General features: G+C 67.9%; 19 protein-coding genes. 12 read left to right on the forward strand and 7 right to left on the reverse strand.

The features are described from left to right. Nucleotides 1–222: 222 nt before the first annotated feature. From H6A15_RS08635 to H6A15_RS10580, 3 genes are all read left to right on the forward strand, one after another. A complete protein-coding gene (locus H6A15_RS08635) occupies nt 223–2130 on the forward strand; it encodes an ABC transporter ATP-binding protein (RefSeq protein WP_204673351.1) in 1908 nt (635 codons plus the stop codon). Then, nucleotides 2130–3905 (forward strand): ABC transporter ATP-binding protein, encoded by a 1776-nt coding sequence (locus H6A15_RS08640; protein WP_204673381.1) that lies wholly within the window; start codon nt 2130–2132, stop codon nt 3903–3905. Before H6A15_RS08635 ends, H6A15_RS08640 begins: the two co-directional genes overlap by 1 nt. A gap of 408 nt (nt 3906–4313) precedes the next feature. Next, a complete protein-coding gene (locus H6A15_RS10580) occupies nt 4314–4442 on the forward strand; it encodes a hypothetical protein (RefSeq protein WP_275060848.1) in 129 nt (42 codons plus the stop codon). 180 nt (nt 4443–4622) lie between these two features. On the opposite strand, the gene H6A15_RS08645 is transcribed toward H6A15_RS10580, so the two are convergent. Then, a complete protein-coding gene (locus H6A15_RS08645; RefSeq protein ID WP_204673352.1) occupies nt 4623–5723 on the reverse strand; it encodes a helix-turn-helix domain-containing protein in 1101 nt (366 codons plus the stop codon). Nucleotides 5724–5840: 117 nt separating this feature from the next. Here H6A15_RS08645 and H6A15_RS08650 point away from each other — a divergent pair, with 117 nt between their 5' ends. From H6A15_RS08650 to H6A15_RS08665, 4 genes are all read left to right on the forward strand, one after another. Then, the gene (locus H6A15_RS08650; protein ID WP_204673353.1) at nt 5841–7781 is read left to right on the forward strand and encodes an ABC transporter ATP-binding protein; all 1941 of its coding nucleotides are present in this window, start codon (nt 5841–5843) and stop codon (nt 7779–7781) included. Further along, entirely contained in the window at nt 7782–9284 is a 1503-nt protein-coding gene (locus H6A15_RS08655) for an ABC transporter ATP-binding protein (RefSeq protein WP_204673354.1), read from the forward strand. Nucleotides 9285–9436: 152 nt separating this feature from the next. Further along, nucleotides 9437–9805, forward strand: coding sequence for a PIN domain-containing protein (locus H6A15_RS08660; protein WP_204673355.1), 369 nt, complete (start codon nt 9437–9439; stop codon nt 9803–9805). Between the two features lie 51 nt (nt 9806–9856). After that, on the forward strand, nt 9857–10537 hold the full coding sequence (locus H6A15_RS08665) for an alpha/beta hydrolase-fold protein (RefSeq protein WP_342635837.1): 681 nt from the start codon (nt 9857–9859) through the stop codon (nt 10535–10537). 365 nt (nt 10538–10902) lie between these two features. On the opposite strand, the gene H6A15_RS08670 is transcribed toward H6A15_RS08665, so the two are convergent. Further along, entirely contained in the window at nt 10903–11385 is a 483-nt protein-coding gene (locus H6A15_RS08670) for a hypothetical protein (RefSeq protein ID WP_204673356.1), read from the reverse strand. Between the two features lie 146 nt (nt 11386–11531). Then, nucleotides 11532–12155 carry a tRNA (cytidine(34)-2'-O)-methyltransferase gene (locus tag H6A15_RS08675; protein WP_204673357.1) on the reverse strand — a complete coding sequence of 208 codons (624 nt, stop codon included), beginning with the start codon at nt 12153–12155 and terminating at the stop codon, nt 11532–11534. A gap of 165 nt (nt 12156–12320) precedes the next feature. On the opposite strand from H6A15_RS08675, the gene H6A15_RS08680 reads away from it, so the two are divergent. Further along, nucleotides 12321–13358 carry a hypothetical protein gene (locus H6A15_RS08680; RefSeq protein ID WP_204673358.1) on the forward strand — a complete coding sequence of 346 codons (1038 nt, stop codon included), beginning with the start codon at nt 12321–12323 and terminating at the stop codon, nt 13356–13358. On the opposite strand, the gene H6A15_RS08685 is transcribed toward H6A15_RS08680, so the two are convergent. After that, nucleotides 13355–15946, reverse strand: a complete 2592-nt coding sequence (locus H6A15_RS08685) for an FAD-dependent oxidoreductase (protein WP_204673359.1) — start codon at nt 15944–15946, stop codon at nt 13355–13357. The genes H6A15_RS08680 and H6A15_RS08685 overlap by 4 nt on opposite strands. Nucleotides 15947–16222: 276 nt before the next feature. Between H6A15_RS08685 and H6A15_RS08690 the strand changes: the two genes are divergently transcribed. The 3 genes from H6A15_RS08690 to H6A15_RS08700 all read left to right on the forward strand — a co-directional run bounded on the left by H6A15_RS08690 (nt 16223) and on the right by H6A15_RS08700 (nt 17932). Beyond that, a complete protein-coding gene (locus tag H6A15_RS08690; protein ID WP_204673360.1) occupies nt 16223–16942 on the forward strand; it encodes a gamma-glutamyl-gamma-aminobutyrate hydrolase family protein in 720 nt (239 codons plus the stop codon). 154 nt (nt 16943–17096) lie between these two features. After that, the gene (locus H6A15_RS08695; protein ID WP_204673361.1) at nt 17097–17459 is read left to right on the forward strand and encodes a NifB/NifX family molybdenum-iron cluster-binding protein; all 363 of its coding nucleotides are present in this window, start codon (nt 17097–17099) and stop codon (nt 17457–17459) included. 47 nt (nt 17460–17506) lie between these two features. Beyond that, nucleotides 17507–17932, forward strand: coding sequence for an NAD(P)-dependent oxidoreductase (locus H6A15_RS08700; RefSeq protein WP_204673362.1), 426 nt, complete (start codon nt 17507–17509; stop codon nt 17930–17932). Between the two features lie 130 nt (nt 17933–18062). On the opposite strand, the gene H6A15_RS08705 is transcribed toward H6A15_RS08700, so the two are convergent. Continuing rightward, nucleotides 18063–19028, reverse strand: coding sequence for a 3'-5' exonuclease (locus H6A15_RS08705; protein WP_204673363.1), 966 nt, complete (start codon nt 19026–19028; stop codon nt 18063–18065). Nucleotides 19029–19182: 154 nt separating this feature from the next. On the opposite strand from H6A15_RS08705, the gene H6A15_RS08710 reads away from it, so the two are divergent. After that, on the forward strand, nt 19183–20283 hold the full coding sequence (locus H6A15_RS08710; protein WP_204673364.1) for a putative manganese transporter: 1101 nt from the start codon (nt 19183–19185) through the stop codon (nt 20281–20283). Here the strand turns inward: H6A15_RS08710 and H6A15_RS08715 are convergent. Further along, entirely contained in the window at nt 20280–20834 is a 555-nt protein-coding gene (locus H6A15_RS08715; protein ID WP_204673365.1) for a YaiI/YqxD family protein, read from the reverse strand. The two genes, H6A15_RS08710 and H6A15_RS08715, sit on opposite strands and share 4 nt — an antisense overlap. A gap of 58 nt (nt 20835–20892) precedes the next feature. Next, nucleotides 20893–21654 (reverse strand): MerR family transcriptional regulator, encoded by a 762-nt coding sequence (locus H6A15_RS08720; protein ID WP_204673366.1) that lies wholly within the window; start codon nt 21652–21654, stop codon nt 20893–20895. Nucleotides 21655–21813 lie beyond the last annotated feature (159 nt).

Consider the following 21813-nt stretch of genomic DNA (forward strand, 5'->3'; position numbering starts at 1 on the left):
AGATGTGTATAAGAGACAGCTCGCGTGGGGGAGCGCCGCCTGGGGCGCATGCCGTGCAGGGCGCTCGGGGCTTTTCCGCGATGCCGAGGCGTCCTGTGTCACCTTGCCGTCCATGGATGCCACCTCTTTCGAAAACGTCCCAATCTGCTCAAATAAGTTAGCTATATCTTACTCGAATGATACGGTGGGGGCCGTCCGTAACACAACGGTAAGGAGATTGATATGGCAGACAAGGATTGCAGTCCCGGCGCCTCGGGCGCCGCGCGCGTGCATTCGACGTCGGGGTCCGTGCCGGGCGATGGGCGAGCTGGTGGAGCCGCCGGAGCGGGCTCCGGCTCGGCCGTCGGGCGCCTGCTCGCCTTCGCCGGCCCGCGCCGCGCGCTCACCTATCTGGGCTGTGTGCTCTCGGCTGCGTCAATGCTGGTGAGCTTTGGGCCGTATGTATGCATCTGGTTCGCGGCGCGCGACCTCATCGCGGTTGCCCCCGACTGGGCTGCGGCGACAGGCATCGCCGCATATGGCTGGTGGGCGCTCGGCTTTGCCGTGGGATCGATCGCGCTCTATTTCGTCGGCCTCATGTGCACGCATCTCGCCGCCTTCCGGTGCGCGTCCAACATGCGCAAGCGTGCCATCGGCCATCTCATGCATACGGGCTTGGGCTACTTCGACATGCACGCCTCGGGGGCGCTCCGGCGCGTGGTGGACGGCTGCGCCCTCGAGACCGAAGGGCTGCTTGCGCACAAGCTGCCGGACACGGCGGGCTCGGTGGCAATGATCTTGGGAATGCTGGCGCTCTTCTTCGTCTTTGACTGGCGGCTGGGCGTCGCCTGCCTCGTGCCCGTGGCGGTGTCGCTCGCCTGCATGTTCTACATGATGGGCGGGCGTGGCATGGACTTCATGACGCGCTACATGGGCTCGCTCGTGAAGATGAACAAGACCGGCACCGAGTACGTGCGCGGCATCCCGGTCGTGAAAGTGTTCCAGCAGACGGTCTACTCGTTCCGCGCGTTCCATGACGCCATCGAGGAGTTCACTCGTCTCGCGCAGGACTACGCCGTGAAGTGGTGCCGGACCCCGCAGTCGCTCTCGCTCACCGTCATCAGCGCCGCCGCGGCATTTCTCGTGCCGGTGGCCGTCATGCTTGCGCCGGGCGAGCACGACCTCGCCCACTTTGCCGCGAACTTCGCCTTCTACGCGATCTTCTCGGCGGTGATTCCCACCGCCATGACGCGCGTGATGTTCATGTCCGAGGCGTTCCAGTCCGCGGCGGACGCAGTGGGCCGCGTGGAGGAGGTACTCGCCGCCCCCGTGATCGAGGCCCCCGCCGCGCCTCAGGTCCCCTCCGACAACTCCATCCGCTTTGAGGGCGTGGGCTTTACCTATGAGGGCGCCGAGGCGCCGGCGCTCGACCGGGTCTCCTTCGAGGTTCCGGCGGGCGCCACGGTGGCGCTCGTGGGGCCCTCCGGCGGCGGCAAGACCACGGCGGCGAGCCTTGTGCCGCGCTTCTGGGACGTCGGCGCGGGACGCGTGCTCGTGGGCGGCGTGGACGTGCGCGATATGGACCCTGCCGACCTCATGGGGCGTGTGGCCTTCGTCTTCCAGGCGAACCGGCTCTTCTCGCAGTCGATTCTTGAGAACGTGCGCGCGGCGCGGCCTGACGCGACGCGCGGGGAGGTCATGGCCGCGCTCGAGGCCGCGCAGTGTGCGGACATCATCGAGAAGCTGCCCGACGGCGTCGACACCGCCTACGGCGCTGCGGGCGCGCACCTCTCCGGTGGCGAGGTGCAGCGGCTCATGCTCGCCCGCGCCATCTTGATGGATGCCCCGATCGTGGTGCTCGACGAGGCCACTGCCTTTGCCGACCCCGAGAACGAGGCGAAGATCCAGGCCGCCTTCGGGCGCCTTGCGCACGGGCGGGACGGGGCGCCGCGCACGGTGCTCATGGTCGCCCATCGCCTCTCGACGGTGAGAAACGCCGACAAGATCGTGGTGCTCGACGGGGGCCGCGTGGCCGAGCAGGGCACTCACGAGGAGCTTCTTGCGGCGGGCGGCCTCTACGCGCGGATGTGGGCCGACTACGAGCAGGCTGTGAGTTGGAGGATCCAGAGCGCCGAAGGGAGCGCGCGATGATGTCGATCAAGGAGAAGTATGCACTCACCGACGAGGGCGTGAGGAACGTGCGCCTGGGCGCGGTTTGGACCACCGTCACCAATCTGGTGGTCTTTGCGAGCGTGGGATTCACCTACGCCATCATGAGCGCGATCGTGGCGCGGCTTACGGGTGGGGAGGTGGAGCTGGGCCCTTGGGGCACGCTTGGCTTTGACCCGCTCGCCGTGCCCGTTGCCGGCTGGGTCGCCGCGATCGCAGCCTACCTCGCGGTCCTTTTCGTGTGCGAACGGCTTGCCTACTACTATCAATATGGCGTCATCTACAAGGAAAGCGGCCGGCAGCGCATCGCCCTTGCCGAGCGCCTGCGGAAGCTCCCGCTCTCGTTCTTTGGACGGCGCGACCTCGCCGACCTCACCGAGACGCTCATGGGCGACGTCAAGACCACCGAGCATGCCTACAGCCACGTGCTGCCGGAGCTCTACGGCGCCTACGCCACCATGGCCATCGCCTTCGTGTGCCTGGTCGCCTTTGACTGGAGGCTGGCGGTGGCATCCATGTGGTCGGGGCCGGTGGCGCTGCTGCTGCTTTTTGGCGTGCGCTCCCGCCTTCAGCCGCTCATGCATAAGACGCGCATGGCGGGGCTTAAGACCTCTGAGTTCATCCAGGAGGCGCTCGAGTGCGTGCGCGAGGTGCGTGCGACCAACCAGGAGGAGCGCTATCTCGAGCACATCTACGAGAGCGTCGACACGGCCGAGCGCACCGCTATCCGCGGCGAGCTTGCCTGCGGGATCGCGGTCAACGGCGCGCAGATCGTGTTGCGCCTGGGCTTTGCCACCACGTTGCTCACGGGTGCCGGCCTCGTGCTCGAGGGCACGTGCGACTTTCTTGCCCTGTTCTGCTTCCTGTTGGTGGTGAGTCGCATCTACGCTCCCTTCGACCAGGCGCTCATGCTTATCGCCGAGCTCTTCTCGGCTCGCACCGCGGCGGCGCGCATGAAGAGCTTCTTCGAGGAGCCGCTCGCCGAGGGCGGCGAGGCGTACGACCCTGCCGGCCACGACGTGGCGTTCGAGCACGTGGGCTTTGCCTACGAGAAGGGTGGCGAAAAGGTGCTCGAGGACGTCTCCTTCGTTGCGCGCGAGGGCGAGGTCACGGCGCTCGTGGGGCCGTCGGGCTCTGGCAAGTCGACCTGTGCGCGGCTGGCGGCGAGGCTGTGGGACGCAAGCTCGGGCCGCGTGACGGTGGGCGGCGTGGACGTCTCGACGGTGGATCCGGAAGTGCTGCTCCGGGACTTCTCGGTGGTCTTCCAAGACGTGACGCTGTTTGACGACACCGTGATGGGAAACATCCGCCTGGGCCGGCGCGGCGCCACCGACGAGGAGGTGCTCGCCGCGGCGCGGGCGGCGAGGTGCGACGGGTTTGTCTCGCGGATGCCTGAAGGGTACGCCACGATGATCGGCGAGAACGGGGCGCGCCTCTCGGGAGGCGAGCGGCAGCGCATCTCCATCGCTCGCGCGCTGCTTAAGGACGCTCCGATCGTCCTGCTCGACGAGGCCACGGCATCGCTCGACGTGGAAAGCGAGACCGAGGTGCAGGCGGCCCTCAGCCGTCTGCTGGCTGGGCGCACGGTCATCGTGATCGCCCACCGCATGCGTACCGTCATGGCCGCCGACCGCGTGGTCGTGCTCGACGGCGGCCACGTCGCCGAGCAGGGGAGCCCCGAGCGTCTCATGGCTGCGGGAGGCCTCTTTGCCCGCATGGTCGCGCTCCAGCGCGAGAGCGCCGACTGGGCGCTCTGACGGGCTTGCTCTGACAGGCTGCGCGAGCTGGCGGGACACGTTGGGCCCCGGGGCGTCCGGGCAGGTCGGACCACGCCCGGCTGCCGCCCCTGCCCATCCCGCAGGCTGGTCATTTCCCCTCTGCCCTGGGCACGGCGCGCGCGGCGCGGGGGTCCCGGTGGTCAAGTTGCCCCTCACCTGGGCACAACCTGGCCGCCGTGAGGGCTCTTCGGAGACGCTCCGCGGCGCCCCGCCGCCCAGGGAGGGCGTCTCGTGACCATGCAAGCCGATTCGGCGCAGGCCGCATGCCCAGAGATCGGGCAGATTGACCATCAGGTGCGGCCGCGCGCGCTTGGCCTGCCCAGAGTCCAGGCGGATTGACCATCCGGTGCCGCGGCGCGCGCGGCGCCTGCCCAGGGGTCGAGCGAGATGACCACCGTTCCCATGGAGACCGGCATGCTCAGGCTCTTTCGTGAGGAGCGGCGGTTCCCCCAGGAATGCGCCGCCAGCCGCAAGGACGCCTTCCGTCGGACGCTCGCCTTCCTCAATCGGTGGTAGGCCGTTCGCAACCATGCTCGACTGTGCGCCTCGGCACGTCATTGCCACAATGATTCCGGTCGTATAAGGAGACAGGCCTTGCAGTTGCCTGCGTTGCGTCGCCCCAAGTTTACAGCCGTTGGTCCATGTCATCCGCCATGTAGGCCCATGCGTCCTGTGACTGCGAGCCGGCCCCGTTTGTCAGGCGTCGGCGACCTGAGCGACGTTCATGCGGCTCGCGGCGCGCCATTGGCTCGGGGACATGCCATGGGCGCGGGCGAAGGCAGCGGAGAAGCTCGTGGGGGAGCGATAGCCGACGGCGCGGGCGGCATGCTCGACGGTGGAGCCGCATGCGAGGAGCAGCCTTGCCTCGCGCATGCGGCGCATGGTGAGGTAAGTTGCCCATGAGCTGCCGGTTGCCTGGCGAAAGAGCCGCTTGAACGTGGTGAGCCCCATGCCGGCGACCTCTGCCGCCTCCTTCTGGCCCGCGCCCTCGCGGAGCCGCGTGTTCGCAAGTTCGATGGCGGCAAGGATGCCTGCGCGGGCGCGTCGGTCAGCGGGAAGCGCCTCAGCTGCCGTTTGCACGAGCGAGCCGAGGAGCAGCTTTGCCGCGCCCTCGTAGATGAGCGGGGTTCCCGAACCGGCTGGATCGGCGCGCCCGATCTCCTCCAAGGAGAGCAGCACGCTCGGCGCCCAGCTAACGTCTCCGCGCATATCTGCCAAGAGGCTTGAGATCTCTTCGACCGAGCCTCGGCCAAGGCGGGCGAACGCGGCACGGAGCGCCCCATCGAAATACTCGACTTCTGTATAGGCGAAGCGCGTGCCGGCGGGGACGGGCGTGGTTACCCAGCCCTCGCGCGTTTCGATATAGGCGATGGCAGCGGTGTCGCTCGGCGTGGTGGCGTCTTTTGGGGAGTTGGTTGCGGAGGGCGCTGGTCCGCGCACGGTGAGGTAGCGTCGCGTGGCGATGCCAAAGAGCGTGTCGACGAGCATCGTGAAGTCGCAGGTGACCACCGTGAATCCGTTGCCTGCCCACGCGTGGTACCAGCCCGATGCCCGCGTCCCGTCTCCCACGAAGAGGGCGCCCACATGGGCGGTATCGTTTTTCGGCAGCAGACCCATGCGCTCAAGCTCGGCAGCCTGGAAGAGCTCGCAGGCGTCTGCCGGCCGGTTGCCGTCTCGGGTTCGATCGATGCCGGGGTATCGGTCAGACCCGGTTGCGGTCGCATCGTACGTGGGACGGCGGCGGGCCGCGGCCTCTTCGTGCGGTCGCGGAGCTCTTCCCATGGTCGTTTTAGCCATGCTCGGCCGTCCTCCCTGAATCGCGTTGCAGAATCCATGTAAGCCTATTCTAACTTGTTGCGACACGGGCGGAGCGGCGCATGGTCCTTCGCGCGGTTGCAGCGGAAAGGAGGTCACATGGCCTACAACGAACCAGGGGCGGCACAAGATGCGGGTGCCGAGAAATCTCAGTCATGTCCGGGTTCCACGGGCGGGCAAGCGACCAGTCGGCAATCTTGGGCCGCTCGCGTCATAGGGTTCACGGGAGGCGGGCGCTGGCTCATCTACCTCTCCATGGCGCTCTCGGTGCTGTCGTCTGCCTGCACGTTCGTGCCGTTTGTCGCGGTGTATCTCGTGGTGGCGGACGTCATCGCGGTCTACCCGGACTTCTCGGCGCTCGACGCGGCGCGCATGGCGGGCTTCGGATGGATGGCGGTCGCGGGCGTGGTCGCAAACATCGGGCTCTATCTCGCGGCCCTGCTCTGTGCGCACTCTGCGGCCTTTGACGCCGAGTACCACCTCAAGCTGCAGATCGTCGAGCACCTGGCGCGCGTGCCGTTGGGGAGGCTCGAGGCGCTGGGCACGGGCCGCGTGGGAAAGATCATGGATGAGAGCGTCGGCGCCATCGAGGGCTACCTCGCGCACTCGCTGCCCGACACGGCGGCGGCCTTCACCGCGCCCGTGGCCATCGTCGTGCTGCTGTTCGTCTTCGACTGGCGCTTCGGGCTGGCCGCCGTCGCATGCGTGGTCGCGGCGTTCGGCGTCGAGGCGGCCGGCTTCTCCAACAAGGCCATCACGGAGAAGATGCGCCGGCACCTCGTCAACCAGGAGCGCATGTCAAACGCGACGGTGGAGTACGTGCGCGGCATGCCCGTCGTGAAGACCTTCGGCCAGACGGCGGAGTCGTTCGGACGCCTCTCCGAGGCGGTGCGCGCCTATACGGACCTCGCGCTCGACGTCGCGCTCTTCTGGCAGAGCCTCATGCCCGCCTTCACGGCCATCATCAACAACGCGTATCTCTTTATCCTGCCCGTGGGCATCGCGCTCGGTGCGGGGCTCGACGGCGAAAGCTTTCGCGCCTTCGCGCTCGACTTCATCTTCTACCTGCTGTTTGTTCCCTCCATTGCGGGCGCGCTCAACAAGATGATGTACATCTCCGAGGACAGCATGATCATTACGGCGCAGCTCGCGCGCATCGACGAGGTGCTCGGGATCGAGCCTGTGCCCGCGCCGCGGGCAGGCGAGGCGCGCGTGCCGGAGCGCTATGACGTGGAGCTTGACGACGTGTGCTTCTCGTATGGCGCGGCGGGCGAGGGGAGCGCGGGCGAGAAGGACGGCGCGCCTGCGGGCCCGCTCGCCCTCGACCACGTGAGCCTGGCCGTCCCCGCCGGCACCACGCTCGCCATCGTGGGGCCCTCGGGCGCGGGAAAGTCGACCGTGGCGAGCCTCGTGGCGCGCTTCTGGGACGTTGACGCGGGCGCGGTGCGCATCGGGGGCGTCGACGTGCGCGACATCGACCCCGACGACCTCATGGGCTGCATGAGCCTCGTCTTCCAGGACGTCCACCTCTTCCGGGCGAGCCTGCTCGAGAACATTCGCATGGCCCGGCCCGACGCCACGCGCGAGGAGGTCGTCGAGGCGGCGCGCGCCGCGCAGGCTGATGCCTTCATCCGCGCGCTGCCCCAGGGCTACGACACTGTCTTCGGCAGCGCGGGCGTGCATCTCTCGGGCGGCGAGGCGCAGCGCGTCTCCATCGCCCGCGCGATCCTGGCCGACCGCCCCATCGTGGTGCTCGACGAGGCCACGGCGTTCTCCGATCCCGAGAACGAGCATCTCATCCAGCTCGCCTTCGAGCGGCTCATGGCGGGCAAGACCGTGATCATGATCGCGCACCGGCTCTCGACGGTGGTCGGTGCAGACCAGATCGCGGTCGTGGACGGCGGGCGCGTGGCGGAGCGCGGGCGACACGAGGGGCTGCTCGCCGCGCGCGGTGCCTATGCGCGCATGTGGGCGCGCTACACGCAGGCCCTCTCGTGGGGCATCGAGTCGAACGCCTCGAACGACAAGGAGGTGGCCTAGATGGCCGCAACAAGCAAGACGCCCCGCATCCAGCGCGCCCTCGCGCTCACCGACGAGGGGTATCGGGGCCTCAGGCGCGCCATAGCGGCGTGCACGCTCACCAACCTGGCCCTCATGGTGCCCTTCGCCCTCACCGTCATGGTCTTCGGGGCGGTGCTCATGCGGCTCACGGGCGACGAGGCGGACTGGGGAGGGCTCTGGGGCCTCTTCGCGGCGGGCGCCGTGGGGCTCGTCGTGGTGTTTCTCTGCGCGCGCAACGACTACCGGCGGACCTACGTCACGGCGTATCGCGAGACCGAGGCCACGCGCATGGGCCTCGCCGAGCACCTGCGCCGGCTGCCCATGAGCTTCTTCAACCAGCGCGACCTCTCCGAGCTCACCGAGAACCTCATGGGCGACGTCTCGAGCCGCGAGTCGCTCATGTCGAGCACCGTCCCGCAGCTCGTGGCGAGCTGCGTCTCCACGGCGGTGGTCTGCGCGATGCTCGCCTTCTTCGAGTGGAGGCTCGCCCTCTGCGTGTTCGTGACGCTGCCCGTGGCGCTTGGCATCGTGCTTGCCGCGCGCCAGCACGAGCGACGGCTCTTCGAGCGGCAGACAAAGGCGCGCCTTGCGGCGTCGGCCCAGCTCATGGACTACATCGAGGGCATCCGCGACATCCGTGCGTGCCGGCAGGTGGGCGCGCGCTCCAAGCCTATGCGCGCGGCGCTCGGGACGCTTCGCGACCTTGCCATGAAGGTCGAGCTTGCGGTTGACGTATGCGTCTCGGCTGCGACCACGGTGCTCCAGGCGGGCGTGGGCATCACGGTCTTCGTGGGGACGATGCTTCTTTCGGGCGGCGAGGTCGACGTCCTCACGCTGCTCATGTTCCTGCTCATCGTCTCGCGGGTGTACGGTCCCATCACCTCGATCCTCTCGCAGCTGCCGAACCTGCTCTCGCTCTCGGGCCGCACGGCTCGCCTCCGGGCGCTTGCCGAGGAGCCGGTGGCTGCGGGGTCGGGCGACGCCGCGGGTCTGGGCGAGAGGTCCATCGAGCTTCGCGACGTGCGCTTCTCGTATGACGGGAACGGCGACGAGGTCCTGTGCGGCGTCTCCTTCACCATGGAGCCGGGTACGGTGACGGCGCTCGTGGGGCCGAGCGGTTCGGGCAAGTCTACGGTGGCAAAGCTCGTCGCGCGGTTCTTCTCGCCCTCCTCCGGCGCGATCTGCGCGGGCGGCGTGGACCTCGCCGGGCTCGACGAGGAGTCGTGGCTCAGAAACGTGTCCGTGGTCTTTCAGGACGTGACGCTCTTTGACGACACGGTCATGGAGAACATCCGCATGGGCCGCGCCGGCGCCTCCGACGAGGAGGTGCTCGCCGCGGCGCGGGCGGCGCACTGCGAGGAGTTCGTCGATCGCATGCCCGAGGGCTGGGGGACGCGGCTCGGCGAGAACGGCGCGCGCCTCTCCGGCGGCGAGCGGGTCCGTCGTCGCTCCACTTGCGGCGGCGTGCGAGCTGCACGCTGAGAGAAGGTCCGGTGGAGCTTCTGCCGCCCTCTGCCTCGTTCGAATTATCTACTTCAAAAGTTGACTAACAAGATGGTCAATAAGGTGGGTATAGTTGTGACGGAAAGGGCTTACAGGGGGGGGTGCGTTCGAGCGGGCGATGGTGGTGAAGCATGGAGAGGTTGCTTGATGCCGACGCTGTGCTTCGCTACTTGTTGGAAGACGTCCAGGAGCAGGCGGACATTGTCGCGCGGAGTATTGAGCTGGGTGCAGAGGTCACGGTAGAGGTGCTGGCCGAGTGCGTATACGTGCTCTCGGGCGTGTACCGCGCGAGCCGCTCGGACATCGCCGAGAGCCTCCGCATTTTGCTTGATGAGGTGACGTGCCGTCGCAAGCGCGTCGCCACGACGGCGCTGGGGCTGTACAGCGCAAGCTCGCTCGACTTCGTCGATTGTGTGCTGGCGGCTGAGGTGGCCGAGGGTGGGCGTGAGGTCCTTACGTTCGACAAAAAGCTGCAGGGCCTTCTGGGTCGCTTCGTGTAGCGCGCTTTTCGTGTTGTATGGCATGCACATCGAAGAGGGGGTGAGGGGATTGTGAGCTACGTCGACCTAGACGGGTGCGAGGTCCTTCACGGCGCGGGCGGGTCGAAGGCTCCGGTCGTGTATGTGGTCGACCTGCCCGAGCATCCCTTTGACCTGGCCACGGCGGCTGAGGGGCTGCGCGCGCATGTGGTGCGTGTGCCCGTGCGCCGTTGGGACGACAGCCTGACCCCTTGGCCCGCGGCGGGCGTGCGCCCGGGCTCTCCCGACTTCGGCGGCCGAGCCGCCGAGACGCTCGCGGAGCTTGTGGACGCGACGATTCCCGCGGTCGAGGCAGCAAGGGGTCTCGATCCCGCGCGTCGTGCGGTCTGCGGATACTCGCTCGGCGGGCTCTTCTCGCTCTATGCGTTTGTGCACGCCGCCTCTCCCTTCTCTGCCTGCGCATGTCTTTCGGGCTCGGTCTGGTACGAGGGATGGGTCGATTATCTGCGGCGCACGTGCCCGGACGGAGCGGGACGCTACGCGTATCTTTCGATCGGGAAGAAGGAGCGCCGCGCCGGGGCGCCTATCATGCGAGGTGTTCAGGACGATCTGGAGGCATGCGCCGCCATCCTGCGGGAGCACGGCTGTGCGGTGGATTTGGTCGTGGGTCCGGGCAATCATATGCAGCACCACACCGAGCGACTCGCCGCGGGGCTCGCGGCGCTCGATGCACGCCTCGCACGCGACCGTTGATTCCGCTGCGCGCATGGTCAATTTCGCGAGCGCTGGGCAGAGGTCTCGCGATGCGCGTGGACGATGGTCGATAGCCCCTTGTTCTGGGTATGGCATGCGTGACGGGAAAGCGCCGGTGGTCAATCTATGGGTTTGCTGGGCAAGGTCCGGATGCTGTCTGGCACGTCGGGCACGATTTCTGTTTATCTCGCTGCCCAGGGAAGGCGTTTTGTGACCATGAGAGGCGGGCAGGCGCAAACGGCTTGCCCAGTGGAGGCGATGTATGACCAACGGGGAGCGCGCCCTGACGGTTGCCTGCCCAGCGCATGGATGGATTGACCATCATGTAGGGGCCGCGTCCTGCGAACAACGGTCTGCCCGACGACCTACTGCGAGCCGACGACGCTCCGTCGTGCGGTCGCCCAGCCGATCGCGAGCCCTATGGCTGCGGGGGCGAGGCCAAGGGCGAGTGCGAAGAGGCCGTCGTCAGCGATGTTGGTTAATCCGAGCATATTCGAGAGGCCAAACGTCGCTTTGATGAAGAGCCCAAAGAAGATGGCGATCGCGGGCGCGGCGACGATGCGCCATCGTCCGAGATATGCGGTCCGGCCGATAAGAAGGGATGAGGCGAAGCCGGCCGCAGGCAGGACGACGTAGAGCGCCAGCAACGTGTATCCCATGATGCCGCCTCCTCCGAGGGCCCCTGTTGCCAGGCCTCCCCAGTACAAGGCAAGGCAGGCGAGCCAAGCCGCCCCGTAGACAACGCGTGCAGCGACGAGATTGCGTGATGCGGCTGCGCTTCCCTTGGCCATGAGATACCTCCTTGGCTGATTGGTAACCCCCTTATACCCCCTGTCGACAAAGCCCATGCCACAGGGGTGGCCGAGGAGACCTGTGCCGCGGGGACGGCCGAGGAGGTTCGGGTCGCGGGGACGGTCGGGGAGATCCGAGTCGCGGGGTAACCGAGGAGGTCTAGCGCCGCGGGAGCCGCCGGGGCGACCTCGCTCCCGAAGGGCTACAGCGCCTTCGCCTCCATGTGGCCCATGCCGGGGAAGCCGGTTTGACGCAACGCCTCATAGAGGACGATGGCGGCGGCGTTCGACAGGTTGAGGGCGCTGATGCGGTAGTCGTCGGGGTCGATGAAGTTGCCGCAGATGTCTTGGCGGCGCAGGGCGGCATGCTCCTCCCTCGCGCCGTGGTCCGACGCCTGCGCCCATGCCTCGGCGTTTGCGAGCGACTCGTCGTCGGGCAGCATGGGGATGCGCTCGCAGCTATTGGGAAGCGCGGCGAGGATCTCCTCGGGAATGCCGGAGCTCTCTTTGCCGAGCACCAGGTAGTCGCCGTCGCGATAGGTCGCATTCGAATAGAGGCGGGCCGCCTTTTTGGTGAGCAGATGCAGCCGGGGCTCGGCACCTTCGGCGGCAAGGCCGCGGCGCTGCAAGAAATCCGCCCAGCTGTCGTAGACCGTCACGTCGAGGTTTTGCCAGTATCCCAAACCGGCCCGGTGAAGCGCCCGGTCGTCCAGGGAGAAGCCGAGCGGTCGGATGAGGTGGAGGCGCGTGCCGGTGACCACGCAGGTGCGGCCGATGTTGCCCGTGTTCGCGGGAATCTCAGGCTCAAAGAGGACGAGGTTGAACATGGCGGCTCCTAACACGCGTATCTCATCTGTTTGGCACGCTGGCAACGCTAACACAATCCTTACGTTTCACATACCGAGGCCTGCCCCTTAATCCGATAGGTTGATGTCATAGGTTTCCGCGCATGATTCGCCACGGGTATGGTACGGGTTGCGAGGGGATAGACGATGGGATGGCAACGTCTCAAGGCGCATCAGATCACGCCGAGCACCTTTCGAGAGGTGCGCTCGATGCTGCGCGCCGAGCACGCCGCGCCGGCGATCGCCGTGTGCACCGCGGTCGTGGCGGTGCTCGTGTGCCGGGCGTTTTCCGAGGCTCTTCCCGCACCATGGGGAGCTGCGGCGTCGAGCGCCGTCGCCGTCGCCGCGCTGGGCGCCGTCGCCGCGGTCTTTCGCCTGGCGCGCCCCCGTCGACGCGACTGCTCGCGCATGCTCCCGCAGGTCATGCGCGAGCTGTACCCGGATTTCTCGTTCGACGCCTCGGCCGGCCCCGACCAGATACGCACCCTGCTGCCTTCCGGGGTGCTCAAGCTGGTCGACGGCGTCGACTTCTACGAGGGGACGCTCTGCAGGCGCACGCCCCAGGGCGACATACGCATCTATGCCGTAGAGGCCTGGGACTCTGCAGGCGAGGACAACGTGCTGCGCCAGCATCTCGTCTACGAGCTGCGTGCACCGTTCTCGATCCCCTCGGTCCCGCAGGGGTATGTCGAGGTCGTCGACGGGCGCGCGCCCGCGGCGGTGACCTGGCGCGAACGCGTCGCCGGGGCGGCGGCCGGGGTCGCGCGCGGCGTCGCCACGCTCCTGCCGGGGGAGCGCCAGGGGTTCGGCAGGGTCCCGGGCAGCTGGCTCAACGTCCGCACCGACTGTCCCGAATGCGCCCAGGCGCTGCTGAGCCCCGCCGTCACCCGCGCGCTCGAGGCATATTTCGACGCCTGCCGCGAAGAGCTGCCGCTCCGAAAGGCGGGGTCGGTGGTATTTGCCGGAACCATGGTGTATGTGGTGGTGCCCGACGCCACGCTTGCGGTGGACGGCTCCACATGGAAGCGGGTGACCGAGGAGGGCATCAACGGAAATGCCGACCTGGTCCGTCGCCGTCTCGACGCGATCCTCTCGCTCGTCGACAGCTTGAGAAGCCAGGGGGACAAGGGCCCCGCCCCCGGCGCCGCTCGCGACGGGGCAGGACCCTCCAAGTGGGCCGCCTAGCAGGTGGCGCCGCCCGTCACCTGCTTTGCCAAGATGGCGTCCTTGTCTATGGGCGCCGTCAGCAGCTTGTCTTGCACATAGTCAAAGCCGAGGCGCGCCACGGTGTCGGCGAAGCGCTCGCCCGAGCGCCCCTCGTCACGGAAGAAGAGGATCGCCCGCTCGACGACGGCCATCACCTCGTCCTCGCTCGTGAAGATCTTCTCGAGCGCCTGTCCGTGGGCGGTCTTTTTGCCCCAGCGCCCGCCGATGTAGACCTTATATCCAACGAGGTCTTCCGTGATGGCGCCGAAGGGGCAGCTTCCGATGCAGCGCCCGCAGTGGTTGCAGAGTGTCTCGTCGATGGTGATCTTGCCGTCGGGCCCCACCTGGGCGTCGCCCATGGGGCAGGCCTTCACCACCTGGCAGACCTTGCACGCGCGGCAGCGGTCCATATCGATCCCCGGCACGCGCTGCCCGACGATGCCCAGGTCGTTGAGGTCGGGCTTGACGCACATGTTGGGGCAGCCGCCCACGGCGATCTTGAACTTGTGCGGCAGCTCGACGCCGTGGTAGCCCACGTAGAAGCGCTCGTGGAGCTTCTCCGAGAGCTCGAAGGTGTCGATGAGGCCGTACTGGCACGTGGTGCCCTTGCAGGAGACCACGGGGCGCACCTTGGAGCCGGTTCCGCCCGCGTCGAGGCCGGCGTCTTGCAGAAAGGCGATGCAGTCCTCGATGCTCTCGTACCTCACGCCCTGGATCTCGAGGGTGAGGCGCGTGGTCATGGTGACCTCGCCGGAGCCGAAGCGCTCGCTTGCCTCGGCGACGACCTTTTGCTCTGCGGCGGTGAGCTTTCCGTTGCGCGTGATCACGCGGATGTTGAAGACGTCGTCGTAGCGCTTGTCCTGGAGACACCCCAGGCCCTTCAAGCGCTTGATCTCCGCTGCGGGAAGCTTGGTGCCTTGGCGAGGCACCTTGACCTCGTTGAACGTGATGCCTCCCTCGAGCACGCGCGTGGCGGTGTAGCCCGCCGCCTTGAGACGGTTCTGGGCGAAGTAGCCGCGCTTGCCCTTGGCGCAGACGAGCAGGACCTTTGCGTCGCGCGGGATGCCCTCGATGCCGTCCGGCCCGATCTTGGTGAGGTCCACCCAGCGCGCGCCGGGGATGGTGGGTGCCGGAAGGACGTCGACGACCTCCCAGCCGGCCGCCTCGCCGGCTGCGTACTGCGCCGGAGTGAAGGTCTCCAGGCGACCGTCGAGCTTGTTTTCCAAGATGTAGCAGCAGGTTACCAGGGGATGGATCGCCGTGGAGAACGGGGGAGCGTAGCTCAGGTCAAGAAGGTCGAGGTCGTCGACGGCAAGGCCCTGGTAGATGGCCATCGCGGCGACGTCGCACATCTTGTCCACGGCGCCCGCGCCAAAGACCTGCATGCCCAGAAGGCGCCTCGAGGGCGCGTCGGCGATGAGCTTCACCGAGAAGCTCGAGGCGCCGGGATAGTAGTGCGCCTTGTCGTCGACGACGGCGACGACGCTTCGGGGCTCGAAGCCCGCCTCGTTCGCCTGCGCCTCGGTGAGGCCCGTGCGGCCTCCGTTGAGGGTGGCGGAAAGCTTGACGACTCCGGTTCCCAGGACGCCGGGGTAGGGCGTCGGGGTGCCGGCGAGGGTCTTTGCGAGGGCGCGCGCGGAGATGTTTGCCGTCGACCCCATGGCGCTCCACTGGGGAAGGCCCGTGACGGCATTGCGCACCTCGGCGCAGTCGCCGGCGGCGTAGACGTCGGGCAGGTTGGTCTTAAGGTACTCGTCTACGACGATGGTTCCCTTGAACATCTCGATGCCCGAGCCGTCGAGCCACGCGGTCGCGGGACGGATCCCGATGGCGAGCACCACGATGTCTGCGGGAAGGGTTCCCGCCGCGGTCTCGACGGACGCCGCGCGGCCTGCGCCTGCGCCCTCGCCGGGCCTGATGGAGGCGAGCGCGCACGAGGTCATGATGCGCATGCCGATCGCTTTGAGCTGGCGCGTGGCCCAGGCGGCCATCTCGGGGTCGAAGGCGTTGGGCATGATCTGGGGCGCGGCGTCGATGACGGTGACCGAGAGGCCGCGGGCGTGCAGGTTCTCTGCGACCTCGAGGCCGATGAAGCCGGCGCCCACCACCACGGCGCGTCGGCAGGGGAGCTCGTCCACATAGGTGCGTATGCGCTCGGCGTCGTCGGGCGTGCGGACGCAGAAGACCCCGTCGAGGTCGGTGCCGGGAACGGGCGGCACGAACGGCGCCGCGCCGGTGGCGATGACGAGCTTGTCGTAGGGCTCGGCGCCCACCGAGCCGTCTGCACGGCGCACGGCGACGGTTTTCGCCGCCGCATCGAGCCCCGTGGCCTCGACGCCGGTTTCTACGGCGACGCCGGTAAGCCCTTCGTACGCCGCCGGGGTGTTCACGATGAGCTCGTCGCGCGTGGCGATGCCTCCACCGATGTAGTAGGGCAGGCCGCATCCGGCGTAGGAGATGTCGGCGTCGCGGGTGATGACGCGCACGTCGGCCGTGCGGTCGCAGCGCTTGAGCTTTGCGGCAACCTTGGTTCCGGCGGCCACGCCGCCGACAATCAGATACTTCATGCGGTTCCCCTCTCGTGGCTGTGCCCGTCAGGCGGCACAGGTGTCTTTCATGATAGGCTCGCCGCAAACGTATCGCCCCCTGATTTGCGACAGCGGGCGCTATGGGTCCGCAAAGGGTCATGGGCGCGCCGGAGCCTGCCGTTGCCGGGCGGGGCGCCCGCCTTCGTGGGACTCGCGCCGGAGCCCTTTGCCGGCGCATGCGGTGGGCGCGCATCTATCGCGTGCGGTCCGCTTGCGTATAATGGTCGGCCGAGAAGACCGCGAGGAGGGAGACCCATGTCACAGCGCCCCGTCATCGGCGTCGTGCCGCTTGTCGACTATAAGCTCGAGAGCCTGTGGATGCTGCCGGGATACTTCGACGCCGTGGCCGAGGCGGGAGGGGTGCCCGTGATGCTGCCGCTGACCGCGGATGCCGAGGCGCTCTCCCGCGCACTCGACGTGGTGGATGGCGTGGTGATGACCGGTGGTCAGGACGTGGCGCCTGCCCTCTATGGAGAGCGCGGGGCCGATGCCGCGGCGCTTTGCGGCGAGCTCTGTCCCGAGCGCGATGCCATGGAGGAGCTGCTCGTGCCCGAGCTCGTGGCGCGCGACGTGCCCACGCTCGGCATCTGCCGGGGCATCCAGGTGGCAAACGCCGTCCTTGGCGGCACGCTCTGGCAGGACCTGCCCCGTCAGCGTCCGTCGGCGATCGAGCACCACGGCAAGCCGCCGTACGACCAGCCCGTCCACAGCGTCGAGGTGCTCGCCCGCACGCCGCTCGCCGCGTGCGTGGGCGCCGGCGAGCTGGCCGTGAACAGCTATCACCACCAGGCGCTGCGAGACATGGCTCCGGGGCTCGAGGTCATGGCCGCCGCTGCCGACGGCGTGGTCGAGGCGGTGTGGCGGCCCGCGTCTCGCTTCTTCTGGGCGGTGCAGTGGCACCCCGAGTTTGCCCACAAGGTCGATGAGCCGAGCCGCAAGATCTTCTCCGCCCTCGTGGAGGCGGCTCGGGCGTAGGCGCGCCCGCGCCGGCCTCGAGCGGGCGCCGCGGCGGCGGCTCGGGTGCAGGCGGGGGCGCGGCGCGCCGGCCTTGCATGGGACGTCGCCTGCCCGTTGTGGGAGAATGGGGCAAACCATCGGCGGACACGCGTCCAACAAGGAGGAGACGGATATGAAGGTTGCTATTCCTACCATGGGCGAGGGCGGTCTGGACTGCGAGCGCTCGGGACATTTTGGCCATTGCGACTGCTTTACCGTGGTGGACATCGACGACGGCAAGGTCGGGGCGGTGCAGGTGCTGGAGAATCCGCCCCACGAGGAGGGCGGGTGCATGCGGCCCGTGTCACTGCTTGCCGATGCTGGCATCGATGCGATCGTCGCTGCGGGCATGGGGATGCGCCCCATGATGGGGTTCGCCCAGGCCGGCATCACGGTGCTCTTTGACAACACCACGCCCGGCGTGGGCGCGGTGGCGGAGCTTGCCGCCGCGGGCGCCCTCCCCGAGATGGGGCCCGAGAACGCGTGCCACCACTGATGTCCGGCTGCGCGCCGGCGGGGAGCCCTCCGCGATTCCCCCTGTTTGTGAGTCTGGTTGGCGCCCGCTGCCTCGTGGTGGGGGCGGGTGCCGTCGGACGCCGGCGCGCGGAGGCGCTCGCGAGCCACGGGGCGGTCGTGAGGGTGGTGGACCCGCGCGCCGCCGAGGCGTGGGCGAACGGGGCGGCCCCGGGGTCGGTCGAGCTGGTGTTGCGCCCCTTCCTGCCGGGTGACGAGGAGTCCTGCTCGCTCGCGGTGGCGGCGACGAGCGACCGGGAGACGAACCGCCTGGTGGGGGAGCGCTGCCGCGCCGCTGGCATCCCCGTATCGGTCGCGGACGCTCCCGATGAGTGCACGTTTTTCTTTCCGGCGCTCTGCGAGACCGAAGACCTGAGCGTCGGGGTGGTGTCGCGAGGGGGCGACCATGCCCTCGTCGCCCGCGTCGCCGAGGCGATTCGCGCGCTGATCGCGTAGCGGCGCGCAACGCTCACCGGCACCGAGGAGGCGCCGGCTCGCGACGACGCCGATGAAAAAGGGACGCCGACCTGCGTCGACGTCCCTGAGCGGACATGCGTGCGGCTCCGTAGGCAGCGAAGTGTCGCGTCTACGCCTTGAACATGCCCTTGCGGTTGAATTCTGCCTGCATGGTGCGGAGCATGAGGTCGGTGTCGTCGAGACCCAGGTGGCGCTCCGCCTCGTCGGCGGCGAGGGTGCCGCGGCGGCGCGCCCAGTTCTCGAGGCTTGCCGGCGAGCTCTCGCGCGGAAGCGTGCGCACCTCCTCGTCGATGGAGCGGCAGATCTGGCGCGAGTCGATGACGATGATCTTGCCCTCGCGCCGCGCCTCGGCGTATCCGGGCAGGTGCAACATGAACCAAGAGTCCTCGAACGCGGCGTTGTGGGCCACATACGGGCGCTTCTTCATGAGGGAGAGCAGACGCTTCTGCAGCTCGGCGTCCTCGCGGAAGGGCTTCTTGCCCTCGACGTCTGCCCAGGTGATCTTATGGATGTCGGCGAGCGGGACGCCGGCCTCGCGATACATCTCGGGAAGGCCGCAGTAGTAGCTCTCAGGGTCGTGCGGCACCGCGTCGCTCGTGAGGTCCATGAGCTCCCAGCCCACGTTGATGATGTAGCCGCGCTCGGGGGCGCGTCCGGTGGTCTCGATGTCGATGCCCAGCACCTTGCCCTTGATGGGCTTGCGCACCCATTCGACGGCGTAGGCGTCGCGATCGCCGCGCACGGCACGCGCGACGGCGGATGCCGAGCGGCCCTGGAGCTTCGCGATGCCGGCGCAGGTGTCGGCGTCAGAGAGGCTGCGTGCCAGAAGTGGGCTCGACAGGTTGCGCAGGCGGTTCTCACCGATCTGGTCGCACAGCTCGCGGTTCTGGTCGGCGAGCTGCAGGATGACGTTGAAGTCGAAGCCCGGCTCGTCGTTGGCGCGCCACTCGTCGATGAGGGTCTTCATGGCCTCCTCGCCGCGGCGTCGCTCGGACTCCATGGCATCGTAGTCGCCATAGATGAACATGGGGATGAAGGGCTGCATCGAGTATTCGAGTGCCTGGCTGACGTTCACAGGTTGGTCACCTCTCGAAATCGTATGGAATAGTTTGCCATGTGAAACTAGCACGGATACAATACCTGAATCCGATTCGTCGCACACGGCGCCGGGATGAAAGGGTACTAACCTTTCACACGGACATCGATTATACGAAAGGGAGCGCTGCTCCATGGACCTTCTTCTTCACGTCGTCGAGCATGCCTTTGAGGACACCTGGCCGCTCGTGCCGTTTTTGTTTGTAACCTATCTGGTGCTCGAGGCGCTTGAGCACGCTGCCGGTGACAAGGTGAACTCGCTGGTCAAACGTGCCGGCGCCGCGGGACCGGTGGTCGGCGCGGTGCTGGGCGTCGTCCCGCAGTGCGGCTTTTCGGCAATGGGCGCCACGCTCTATGCAGGCCGCGTCATCACGCTCGGCACCCTTGCGGCGGTGTTTTTGTCCACGTCGGACGAGATGCTGCCCCTGCTCATGGCGGAGCGCCTCGATGCCGGCTCGCTCGCGGGAATCCTGCTTGTCAAGGCGGCGGTCGCAGCGGTGACCGGCCTCGCCATCGACCTCGGCCTCCGGGCACTCAGCCGCAATGCGCATGCCCATGCGGCCCTGAGGCGCCTGGCGCGCGGGACGGAGGCGGAGCGCGACCTCATCGACGAGATGGCTGATGCCGGCGAGAGCACCGAATACATCCATCGCCTCTGCGAGTATGACCACTGCGGCTGCGACGACGCGCCGGCAGGCGGGCCGGGGCATGCGGACGACGCCACTGGCGTCCATGAGGGCCATGGGGACCATGCCCACGCGCACACCTCGCACCGTCACGTACGGCCTGGCGACGATGCCTGCTGCGCCAATTCCCATGGGCATGAGCACGGGGGCGGCGGGACCGTTTGGCCCATCGTCCGCAGCGCGCTGTCCCACACCATCCAGGTGAGCTTGTTCATCTTCATCGTCACCTTGGCGCTCGTGGCGTTGCTCGAGACTGTGGGCGAAGACGCGCTCTCGGCATTTCTCGCCAGCAACCAGACGCTCGCCCTGTTCGCCTCGGCCTTGGTGGGCCTGGTGCCCAACTGCGCGGCGAGCGTGGTGATCACGCAGCTCTACCTCGAGGGCGTGCTCGGCTTCGCTCCGCTCATGTCGGGAACGCTCGTGGGCGCCGGCGTGGGGTTCCTCGTGCTCTTCCGCACCAATCACAACGCCCGCGAGAACGCCATCATCCTGGCGATGCTCTACGCGGTCGGCGTGGTGTGGGGCTTTGTGTTCATGGCGCTTTTCTAGGGGCGACCGTCCGGGAGGCCGCGGCCGCCCCTATCGGGGTGTAGCAGCTGCGTGAGGTTGCGGACGAAGCGCTCGCGGTCGTCGTCGGTGAAGGCGGAGGGGCCGTGCGTGCGGCCGCCGGCGCGGCGCACCTTCTTCTCCTCGTGGCGGATGAACAGGTCCATATCGATGGTGGCGCGGGTGTAGATGCGCCCGCGCACGCCGATCGCCGCGGCGCCGCGGCCGAGCGCCATGCTGGCGAGACCGATATCCTGCGTGACCACCACGTCGTCGGGCCGCAGCCGCTCCACGATGGCGAAATCGGCGCTGTCGGCGCCGGCGGAAACGGTCAGGGCCTCTACCCAGAAGCCGGCGTGCGCGCGGTCGCGTCCCCGTGCGTGCGCTGCGTCGCGCGGGTCGTCGCGGCGGATGTGGCGCTCGAGGTTCTGCGTGCCGTTGCCCACGATGACGACGGGGATGCGCTCGTGTCGGGCGCAGGCCAGGGCTTCGCGCGTGACGGGGCATGCGTCGGCGTCTATGAACAGCGTGCGCTCTCTGGGGGTCTCTGCCATGCCGACTCCTTTCATGCGGGTTATCGTGCTCGGCCTTCGGGCTGCCGCTTGCCCGATTCTACCGCGCGTGGGCGACGATGGCGTCGCGCAGCCAGGCGGCGCAGCCCTCGACCGCGCGGTCGTAATAGCCGCGGAATCGGTCGTCGGCGACGTAGGCCTCGGCAAGCCCGCGGTGCGCCTCGGCGGAATACGCGGGCCAGGTATAGCCCAGCCACGTGCGATGCATGCTGCAGATCCGTTCGCCCGTCTCGCCCGCGGGATCGTCTCCCGCCGTGACGGCCCCCTCCAGCTCGGTGCGGATCTGCTCTTCCAGTTTGCGGAAATCCGTATATTCCTGCTTGCTCATCCTCAGCATCTTCCTGTTGCTCTCGTCGGCGACGTCGTCTCCGTAGCGCTCGCGAACCTCGGCTCCGTAGCGCTTTTCGTTCTTATCCACGAGATTCCGTTTGAAACCTTCGAACTTCTCGATGTCGGTCATGGACCCAGCTCCTTCCAAAGTCGCGAGCGTTCGCTCGACGGTGGCGATGAGGCGCGTCAGGCGGAGCCGCTCGTCGCGCAGGCGGCCAAGATGGCGCGCGAGCAGATCGGCGCGCTCGGCGGGCGTCGTGCTCAGCAGCGGGCCGATGTCGCGCACCGCCACGCCGCAGCGGCGCAGCAGCAAGATCTCCTGCAGCCGATCGGCGTCTGCGCTGCAGTACAGCCGATAGCCGCGTTCGCTGCGGCCCGAGGGCGCGAGCAGCCCCACTTCCTCGTAAAAGCGCAGCGTGCGCGTGGTGATCCCCGCCATGTGCGCGAGCTCCCCGATGCGGTATTCGTTCATGGCCCCTCCTTCGAGCTCCACGATATCGCTTTACGTAACGGTAAGGTCAAGGATGAGCCGTGCGAGACATGGGGTGTCGATGCGCCCTGCGACGCTATGCCAAAGGTTTTGGGCAGCGCGTCCGCTTCGTTTGTGCTGCAGTGGGGGTACACGGAAGGT

The sequence above is a fragment of the Enorma phocaeensis genome (assembly GCF_016901575.1).
In the GTDB taxonomy this organism is placed as follows: Bacteria; Actinomycetota; Coriobacteriia; order Coriobacteriales; family Coriobacteriaceae; genus Limicola; species Limicola phocaeensis_A.

What these genes read in the sequence shown, in the direction of transcription:
- H6A15_RS10580 (WP_275060848.1), top strand. Translation starts at nt 4,314, where the DNA reads ATGACCACCGTTCCCATGGAGACCGGCATGCTCAGGCTCTTTCGTGAG.
- H6A15_RS08670 (WP_204673356.1), bottom strand. Translation starts at nt 11,385, where the DNA reads ATGGGCTTTGTCGACAGGGGGTATAAGGGGGTTACCAATCAGCCAAGG.
- H6A15_RS08635 (WP_204673351.1), top strand. Translation starts at nt 223, where the DNA reads ATGGCAGACAAGGATTGCAGTCCCGGCGCCTCGGGCGCCGCGCGCGTG.
- H6A15_RS08640 (WP_204673381.1), top strand. Translation starts at nt 2,130, where the DNA reads ATGTCGATCAAGGAGAAGTATGCACTCACCGACGAGGGCGTGAGGAAC.
- H6A15_RS08650 (WP_204673353.1), top strand. Translation starts at nt 5,841, where the DNA reads ATGGCCTACAACGAACCAGGGGCGGCACAAGATGCGGGTGCCGAGAAA.
- H6A15_RS08675 (WP_204673357.1), bottom strand. Translation starts at nt 12,155, where the DNA reads ATGTTCAACCTCGTCCTCTTTGAGCCTGAGATTCCCGCGAACACGGGC.
- H6A15_RS08715 (WP_204673365.1), bottom strand. Translation starts at nt 20,834, where the DNA reads ATGGCAGAGACCCCCAGAGAGCGCACGCTGTTCATAGACGCCGACGCA.
- H6A15_RS08710 (WP_204673364.1), top strand. Translation starts at nt 19,183, where the DNA reads ATGGACCTTCTTCTTCACGTCGTCGAGCATGCCTTTGAGGACACCTGG.
- H6A15_RS08690 (WP_204673360.1), top strand. Translation starts at nt 16,223, where the DNA reads ATGTCACAGCGCCCCGTCATCGGCGTCGTGCCGCTTGTCGACTATAAG.
- H6A15_RS08645 (WP_204673352.1), bottom strand. Translation starts at nt 5,723, where the DNA reads ATGGCTAAAACGACCATGGGAAGAGCTCCGCGACCGCACGAAGAGGCC.
- H6A15_RS08695 (WP_204673361.1), top strand. Translation starts at nt 17,097, where the DNA reads ATGAAGGTTGCTATTCCTACCATGGGCGAGGGCGGTCTGGACTGCGAG.
- H6A15_RS08720 (WP_204673366.1), bottom strand. Translation starts at nt 21,654, where the DNA reads ATGAACGAATACCGCATCGGGGAGCTCGCGCACATGGCGGGGATCACC.
- H6A15_RS08660 (WP_204673355.1), top strand. Translation starts at nt 9,437, where the DNA reads ATGGAGAGGTTGCTTGATGCCGACGCTGTGCTTCGCTACTTGTTGGAA.
- H6A15_RS08685 (WP_204673359.1), bottom strand. Translation starts at nt 15,946, where the DNA reads ATGAAGTATCTGATTGTCGGCGGCGTGGCCGCCGGAACCAAGGTTGCC.
- H6A15_RS08655 (WP_204673354.1), top strand. Translation starts at nt 7,782, where the DNA reads ATGGCCGCAACAAGCAAGACGCCCCGCATCCAGCGCGCCCTCGCGCTC.
- H6A15_RS08680 (WP_204673358.1), top strand. Translation starts at nt 12,321, where the DNA reads ATGGGATGGCAACGTCTCAAGGCGCATCAGATCACGCCGAGCACCTTT.